This window comes from Gilvibacter sp., assembly GCF_013214815.1.
Taxonomy (GTDB): Bacteria; Bacteroidota; Bacteroidia; order Flavobacteriales; family Flavobacteriaceae; genus Gilvibacter.
The window spans coordinates 1-6,201 of record NZ_JABSPU010000101.1 but is presented as its reverse complement, the minus strand read 5'-3'; the positions used below and the strand labels follow the sequence as shown (position 1 = coordinate 6,201).

At 46.5% G+C, this 6,201-nt stretch carries 4 protein-coding genes; 2 read left to right on the top strand and 2 right to left on the bottom strand.

Translation table 11 applies throughout. The features are described from left to right. Together HRT75_RS13810 and HRT75_RS13805 are read right to left on the bottom strand one after the other, a co-directional pair. Window positions 1-806 (bottom strand): sigma 54-interacting transcriptional regulator (locus HRT75_RS13810; RefSeq protein WP_291187918.1); only part of this gene is annotated, 806 nt, incomplete at its 3' end. A gap of 7 nt (window positions 807-813) precedes the next feature. Continuing rightward, the gene (locus HRT75_RS13805) at window positions 814-1,938 is read right to left on the bottom strand and encodes a VWA domain-containing protein (RefSeq protein WP_291187915.1); all 1,125 of its coding nucleotides are present in this window, start codon (window positions 1,936-1,938) and stop codon (window positions 814-816) included. Between the two features lie 108 nt (window positions 1,939-2,046). On the opposite strand from HRT75_RS13805, the gene HRT75_RS13800 reads away from it, so the two are divergent. Together HRT75_RS13800 and HRT75_RS13795 are read left to right on the top strand one after the other, a co-directional pair. Continuing rightward, complete coding sequence (locus HRT75_RS13800) at window positions 2,047-5,229, top strand: hypothetical protein (protein WP_291187913.1); 3,183 nt, start codon at window positions 2,047-2,049, stop codon at window positions 5,227-5,229. Between the two features lie 30 nt (window positions 5,230-5,259). Next, window positions 5,260-6,201: SLC13 family permease (locus HRT75_RS13795; RefSeq protein WP_291187911.1), on the top strand; the 942-nt coding region annotated here is incomplete at its 3' end.

Genomic DNA, 6,201 nt, shown 5'->3' with positions numbered 1-6,201 from the left:
GCCTCTGTTTCTTGTTGAGTGATCTTTCTGGCGATCTCCAAACTGTCTGGATAGTGGGTCAAGATCTGCGAACCAATACGGTCTTTAAGCGGTGTTACTATACTTCCGCGATTGGTGTAATCTTCCGGGTTTGCAGTAAATACGAACTGAATGTCTAAAGGCAAACGCAATTTGAAGCCGCGGATCTGTACATCTCCTTCTTGCAGAATATTGAACAGCGCCACTTGAATGCGCGCCTGAAGATCCGGTAATTCATTGATCACAAAGATGCAACGATTGGCTCTTGGGATCATCCCAAAGTGAATCACGCGATCATCTGCATAGGTCAATTTTAGATTGGCTGCTTTGATCGGGTCAACATCGCCGATAAGATCAGCAACGGTCACGTCTGGAGTCGCGAGCTTTTCTGCAAAGCGATCCTCTCGGTGCAACCAGCTGATTGGTGTGTCGTCTCCCTGATCGGCTATTATTTCACGAGCATAGCGGGATACGGGCGCAAAGGGATCGTCATTGATCTCGCTGCCGGCAACTACAGGAATGTACTCATCCAAAAGGCTGATCATTTGACGCGCTAAACGCGTCTTGGCCTGTCCTCTTAGTCCCAATAAGTTTATGTTGTGCTTACTCAGAATGGCGCGTTCCAGCTCCGGGATCACGGAGTATTCATAACCGTGAATGCCCTCAAAAACGGTCTCTTTAGCCTGTAATTTAGCAATGAGGTTCTTGCGCAATTCATCTTTGATAGACTGATAGCCGTAGCCCGCAGCCTTGAGTTCTTTAAGCGTTTTAATCTTCTCTGTATTCATAGCTCTTTTATCCTTTAATTCGCTTTTTGCGATTGGCTTCGTAATCGGTAAAAATCATCTCGCCCAAACCTTTAAGCCCCGTATAGAAGGCCTTTCCTTGATTAGCAGCCGTAAAATGATCTACAAACTGCATCAAATAGGGGTCTTGGGCAATCATAAAAGTGGTGATGGGAATGTGCAGCTTTCGGGCCTGCGCCGCCATAGTGTAGCATTTGCTCACAATATGCGGATCCAATCCATTACTGTTCTTATAGTAACGCCCGTCTGGAAGTTGCATACAACTCGGTTTCCCATCGGTGATCATAAAGATCTGTTTGTTGGTATTTCTTTTTCTGCGGAGCATATCCATGGCCAGTTGCAAGCCAGCTACCGTGTTGGTATGATAAGGTCCTACTTGCAAATAAGGTAAATCTTTGACCTTAATCGGCCAAGCATCATTACCAAAGACCAATATGTCTAAGGTGTCTTTAGGGTAACGCGTCATGATTAATTCAGACAAGGCCATCGCAACCTTCTTGGCTGGAGTGATTCTATCCTCTCCGTAGAGAATCATGCTGTGGCTAATATCGATCATGAGCACCGTGCTCATCTGCGCCTTATACATGGACTCTTCTACCACCAAGTCGTTCTCCGTTAGGTGGAATCCATCCAAGCCGTTATTGATCTGGGCATTGCGCAAGCTTTCTGTCATGGAAATACGATCCAAGGCATCGCCAAATTGATAGTTGCGAAACTCTCCGGCCATCTCATCTCCATTGCTGGTATATTTTGTTTTGTGGTTCCCCGCTCCACTTCGTTTCAAGCGGCCAAAGATCTGTTCCAAAGCCCTTTTGCGCAGCGCGCGCTCGGTCTTCTCGGTAAGCGCTACTCCGCCGGAACCGTCGGGTTTGATCTCCTCGCGGATATAACCTTTCTTTTTAAGGTCCTCAACAAAATCGTCTAAGGTGTAATCCTCTGTGGTGAGTTGGTATTCTTGATCGAGTTGCTCGAGCCAATCCATCGCCTCGTCAAAATCCCCAGAAGTGTGGGTGATCAATTCTTGGAAAACTTCGAACAATCGGTCAAAGGGAGACTGTTCTTCTGCTTCGTGACGGGTAAAGGCAAAGCCAATGGAACGCTTTGGATTCTTCATTGTATAAAATTAAGACATTCTCAGGCCAATAGCTAGGTGTTAACACTGCTTTAAGAATTGTATACATCTTATGTAGTACCTTTAAGCTTTCTGAAAACCAACCTGACCATGAAACACCTTTTATTAGGCGTTGCCATCCTATTCTCACTCGGAGGATGGAGCCAAACAGTAGACTTAGAACAATTTGAAAACATGGAACCCCGAAACATCGGTCCGGGGGGCATGAGCGGGCGTGTGACTGCCATTGACGTAGTACACGACAACCCTCAAATGATGTATGCCGGAACCGCTTCTGGTGGCCTTTGGATGTCTGATTCCGGAGGGATTGATTGGGAGCCGATCTTTGACGATCAGCCCACCGCATCTATTGGAGCCGTCGCCATCCAGCAATCCAACCCAAGTGTGATCTGGGTAGGAACAGGAGAAGGGAACCCTAGAAACAGTCTTAACGGCGGATTTGGAGTGTATCGTTCCCTAGATGGCGGAAAGAGCTGGGAATCTATGGGCTTGGAAGAAACGCGTCACATCCACCGCATCATCATTCACCCAGACGATCCAAACACCGTTTATGTCGGTGCTATTGGATCTCCTTGGGGAGAGCATCCGCAGCGTGGCGTTTTCAAAACCACTGATGGCGGAAAGTCTTGGAAAAAGGTCTTGAGTGCGAATAACAAGACGGGAGTAGCCGATATGGTTATGGACCCTTCTAATCCAAATAAATTGATCGTGGCGCTTTGGGAGCACAAACGCGATCCGTGGTTCTTTAAATCCGGAGGAGAAGGTTCTGGCCTTTTCATCACTTATGACGGTGGAGAGAATTGGACAGAAAAAACAGATGAAGATGGCCTACCTGCAGGGGATTTAGGACGTATTGGTATTGCTATTGCCAGAAATAAGCCAAATGTGGTTTACGCTTTAGTGGAGGCCAAAAAGAACGCCTTGTACAAAAGTACCGACGGTGGAGAGTCTTGGACCATGATCAACAATAAGAGCGATATTGGTAACCGTCCGTTCTACTATTCGGAGATCTATGTAGATCCGCAGAACGAGAACCGCGTTTACAGCATCTTTACTTATGTGAATGTCTCTGAGGATGGTGGAAAGAACTTCGACCAGCTTATGCCGGCCTATGGAGTCTCTAACGGAGTGCACCCAGACCACCATGCTTGGTGGATCCACCCAGAGAACGGCAACTTTATGATTGACGGTAACGACGGTGGACTAAACATTACTCATGACGGTGGAAAGAACTGGCGCTTTGTCGGGAATATTCCCGTGGCGCAATTCTACCACATTGCGGTAGATAATGAGTTCCCATATAATGTTTACGGAGGAATGCAGGATAACGGTTCTTGGAGAGGTCCAGCTTATGTTTGGCGTGCTCAAGGGATCCGTAACTCGTACTGGCAGGAGATCAGTTTTGGTGATGGATTTGACGTGGTTCCAGATCGCGATGATTCTCGCTTTGGTTGGTCTATGAGTCAGCAAGGATACGTTTCTCGCTACGACTGGCAAACAGGTAACAACTATTCCGTGCGTCCTACGCATCCAGATCCAGACGTACAGCTTCGCTTTAACTGGAACTCTGCGATCAATATTGATCCCTTTGACAACAGTACGATTTACTTCGGATCTCAATTTGTACACAAATCCACAGATAAAGGTTTGACCTGGGAGATCATATCTCCAGACTTGACCACCAATGATCCGGAGAAACAAAAGCAAGGAGAAAGCGGCGGACTTACCATGGATGCTACCGGTGCTGAGAACCACACCACTGTTTTGGTCATTGAACCTTCTCCGCTTGAGCAGAACATGCTTTGGGCAGGAACAGATGACGGACGCGTGCACTACACCACTAACGGTGGCGGTAGTTGGACAGAGGTTTCTAAAAATATCAAAGGCCTACCAGCAGGAAGTTGGATCGTTCAGATCAAAGCCTCTAACAAGCGGAAAGGAGAAGCGCTGTTGGTTGCCAATGATTACAGAAGATACAACTACAGCGCTTACGTATACCGCACCAAGGATTACGGTAAAACGTGGCAGCGCATCGTAGATGACAATGATGTGATCAGTTATACTCTTTGTGTGGTAGAAGATCCTGAGGACGACAACCTGCTCTTTATTGGAACAGATGATGGACTCTATGTTTCTATTAACGGCGGAGGCGATTGGGTAAAATGGACCAACGGTTTCCCAACGGTTCCTGTAAAAGACTTAGTAATTCACCCGAGAGAGCATGATTTGGTGATCGGTACTTTTGGGCGTGCGGCTTGGGTCTTGGATGATATTCGTCCGTTAAGAGCATTAGCTGCGGATGCGAGCAAGTCTAAGTCTACCTTAGCGCTGTTTGATCCTGCTACAGCATATTTAGCTGCGTATCAGCAACCGACAGGAAGTCGTTTTGGTGGAGATGCGCTTTACAACGGAGAAAACCGCGATTTTGGAGCACAGATCCGTTATTTGATCAACAAGCCAGAACAAGAAGAAAAAGCCGAGGACGCTGAAGAAGACGAGATGGCGGTAAAATGGGACTCCATTACCCTAAACATCTATGACGGACAACGATTAATCAGAACCCTCAAACAAAAAGCACCTAAAGACAATAAAGTGAACAATTTCACTTGGTACCTCAACGAGAAAGGTGTAGATAGACCAAGCCGACGCATTAGAACGCGCAACTTTGGAGAACCTGGAGGAGTTGAAGTAAAACCGGGAACCTATCGTCTGGAAATGATCTACGGAGATCAAACGGCAAACAGCCAGATCACAGTAAAGATGGATCCGAGATTAGACGTTCCACCTCAAGCGATTGAAAATGCTTACCAGAATGGTAAAACGCTAGAGTCCATGACGCAGACTGCTGCAGATGCAGTTAAACAATTGGTAGAAAGCAAGAACATTGCAGACGACTACAAATCCAAACTGAGTAAACTGGATAAAGAAGCGCATAAAGAGGCCATAGACCAAAGCAAAGAGATCATTAAGTCAATAGACGAGGTCATTGCGCTTTATTTAGGTAAAGTGGACGAACGCCAGGGAATTACACGTAATCCGGAGGTGACTATCATGCAGCGCATCGGGCTGGCAAGACAATACGCTACTAGCCGTCCAAACGGAACAACTTCCACGGAGACGCGATTGATGACTCAAGCCCGCACTGCTTTACAGGCAGGATTGGACGCTACCAATACCTTCTTTACCGATCAATGGCCAAGCTATCGCGAGGCCATGGAAGCCATCAACACTTCAGCCTTTAAAGAAGTGAAACAATTTAGTTTGCAGAATTAATTTGCCTAAATTCGGACAGAAGTCTGTTTGATGGAACGTAACTATACAACTACAAAGAAAGCAGGCCTCATTATGGGGCCTGTTTTATTTATAATCCTTTGGCTGTTTAAAGGACAAATACTCAGTGATGCTGCGGACCCGGTGATTGCCGTAGCTGCTTGGATGATCTGTTGGTGGATCACTGAGGCAGTCTCGATTTCTGTTACCGCCTTATTACCGCTCATACTCTTCCCGCTAACCAATGTGATGCCCATAAAGGAAGTGGCTCCGCATTACGGCAGCAGTATTGTGTTTTTATTCTTCGGAGGATTTGTGATGGCCTTGGCCTTGGAAAAAGTGAATCTGCACAAACGTTTGGCCTTATCCATCATTAAGATCACGGGATCCTCTCCCAACCGAATAGTGCTGGGTTTTATGCTAGCCACTGCCCTTTTGAGTATGTGGATCAGCAATACGGCGAGTGCTCTGGTTATGCTCCCGATAGGACTTTCTGTGATCAATTTGTTGATCGATGACGCGGATGGTTTTACCAAGAACGACAGGAACTTTGCGTTGAGCGTCATGTTGGGAATTGCCTACGCAGCCAACTCAGGAGGAATTGCGACCATTATTGGAACTCCGCCAAATTCGGTGCTCATCGGTTTTCTGGAAAACGAATTCAGTACCACCATCTCCTTTTTGAATTGGATGGTCATGGGCCTCCCCTTTTCCATAATCATGATTGGATTGGTTTACTTTATTTTGGTACACGTAGACTTTCCAAATCTCCTGAAACGCTTTGATGCCTCCAAAGACCTCATCGATTCAGAATTAAAAAAACTAGGCGGATTAAGCCGAAAAGAAAAGCAAGTACTGGCCGTATTTGCGGTAGCCATAAGTCTGTGGATCTTTAGAGGGGCCCTAAACGCTCAATTTCCAGGCTTAGGGCTGACTGATACGGAAATCAGCATGTATGCGGCAATTGCCCTCTTT